This window comes from Thermogemmatispora sp., from assembly GCF_042408735.1.
Classification (GTDB): Bacteria; Chloroflexota; Ktedonobacteria; order Ktedonobacterales; family Ktedonobacteraceae; genus Thermogemmatispora.
Genome location: NZ_JBHOQV010000183.1, coordinates 1 through 2,199, shown reverse-complemented (window position 1 = coordinate 2,199; position 2,199 = coordinate 1). Strand labels below are relative to the sequence as shown.

Below are 2,199 nucleotides of genomic sequence, written 5' to 3'. Positions count from 1 at the left end.
TCCTCGGGAGGGAGGAGGGAGAGAGAGGAGAGGGAGCAGGAAGGATTGGAGACGAGGGAGGAGAGCAGGGTCTGCCAGTGGCGGGAGAGGCGAAGGATGGTCTGCTCCTCAAAGAGATCCTGGCTGTACTCAAAGCAGCCGTGCAATGACCCGTCAGGTAGCTCCTCCAGAATCAGTGAGAGGTCAAAACGGCTACTCCCGCTGGATAGGGCACTCTCCTGAACACGCCAGCCCCCTGGAAGGTGCGCTGGAGCTGGTGCCAGCGAGATCGCAACCTGGAAGAGCGGGTTCTGGGAGGGATCTCGCTCGGGTAGCATACGCTGGACCAGATGATGAAATGGCATCTCGCCGTGGGCCAGGACCTCGGTCAGGTTCTGCCAGGTTTGTCGCACCAGTTCCCGCGCTTCCATGCCGTCATTGAGCTGGCTACGCAGCACAAGAGTGTTCAGGAAGTAACCTGCAATCGATTCAAACTCTGGTCGATGGTGGCGATCACTCGTGAAAATACCGATGAGAAAATCCTCCTGACGGCTATAGCGATAAAGTAGGGCCTGGAAGGAGGCCACCAGGACCGTGTAGAGACTAATCTCTTCCTGGCGAGCAAAGTCACGCACCGCCTCTGCCAGGTCTTTAGCAATAGTGAAATGATAGGTACTGCCCCGAAAACTCTGCTGGGCTGGACGTGGGCGGTCTGTGGGCAGGGCGAGAGTAGTCGGCGCCCCCTGTAGATAGCGCTTCCAGAAGGCTGCAAGCTCCTCCAGGTGCTCGGTAGAGAGATGCGCTTGTTGCCAGAGCGTATAGTCGGCGTACTGGTACGGGGCAGGCTCGATGGTGGCAGTGGCCTCCTGACAAAACTTCTGATAGAACTCAAAGAGTTCAGGGAGCAGGATATGCTGAACGGTGTGGCCATCGCAGATAAGGTGATGAACGATTATGACCAGCCAGTGCAGATGAGGCGAAAGACGGAGCAGAGAGGCGCGCAGGAGGGGGGCCTGTGAGAGATCGAAGGGGAGGCGGGCCTGCTGCTCGACGAGGGAGCGGGCGGCGGCGAGCTGCTCGGAGGCGGGCAGAGAAGAGAGATCGGTCAGAGGCAGAGAGAGAGAAGGAGACGGCTGAACCATCTGGACAGGAGAGTCATGCAGAACAGGAAAAGAGGAGCGCCAGAGCTGGTGACGCTCCATGAAGGCATTGAGACTCCGCTGAAGGGCCTCCTCGTCCAGGCTGCCGGGAACTTCAATAACGATAGGCGTATTATAGACTGGAGAATCGGGCTGTAGCTGAGATAGAAACCAGAGCTGTTGCTGACCGTAAGAAAGAGGGGCTGGCTCTTCAGGGTTATGGCGCGGCAATGGCGCCAACAAAGTTCTCCCACCCTCCTGGTTCAGATTCCCCGAGCGCAGCTTCTCGAGCAAGGCACGTCTCTTTGTTGAAAGATCTCTCTGCGAAGGCATATCTTCAGCACCTGCTTTCTAGTTCCGAGTTTCTGAATAATTTTTGAGAATTTTTTGCTAAAAATCATTCTCTGCGAAACCGAGGCGAGATAGCCATTCCTCGGCCTCTTCGTCGCTCAAGCTCTCAACCTTCTCGAAGAGCAGTCGATCAACCTCTGCAGCCAGGGCGCGCAGAGAGCCGCTTCTAAACAGTGTCTGGAGCGGTAGGTCGATACCGAATGTCTGAGAGAGGCGCATCACGAATTGAGCACCCAGCAACGAATTCCCTCCTAGCTTGAAGAAGTTCTCCTCAAGATTAAGATCTTCTTTCTTCAGGAGAGAGGCTGCCAGCTCTGCGACTTTAGCTTCAACAGGCGTACTGGCCCCGCTCTCCGGGCGAATATCTTCGCTTAGAATATCTGCCTCCTCAGGTTTCGGCAGACCTGCACGGTCGATTTTTCCGTGCTCGTTTGTCGGTAATTTTTCTAATCTCACGAATATACTGGGAATCATGTAATCTGGCAAATGCTCTTTCAGGTACTGTTGCAGGTCGGTTAAAGCAAGCTCCCTCCCCGGTCGAGGCACAAGGTAGGCGACCAGGCGGGAGGAGGAGGGGTCGGAGGGAGAAGGCTGGTGAAGGAGGACGGCGGCCTCCTGGACGGAGGGGTGAGAGGAGAGGAGGGCCTCGATTTCGGAGAGTTCGATGCGGAAGCCGCGGAGCTTGACCTGCTGGTCGAGGCGGCCCAGGAAGAGGAGGGAGCCGGAGGGG

General features: G+C 56.8%; 2 protein-coding genes. Both read right to left on the bottom strand.

Annotated features, from left to right (window positions below; all coding sequences use genetic code 11):
- A partial coding sequence (locus ACFMO7_RS19460; protein WP_376797145.1) for a condensation domain-containing protein occupies positions 1-1,412 on the bottom strand: 1,412 nt, incomplete at its 3' end.
- Positions 1,413-1,508: 96 nt separating this feature from the next.
- The gene (locus ACFMO7_RS19455; RefSeq protein WP_376797146.1) at positions 1,509-2,120 is read right to left on the bottom strand and encodes a phosphopantetheine-binding protein; all 612 of its coding nucleotides are present in this window, start codon (positions 2,118-2,120) and stop codon (positions 1,509-1,511) included.
- Positions 2,121-2,199 lie beyond the last annotated feature (79 nt).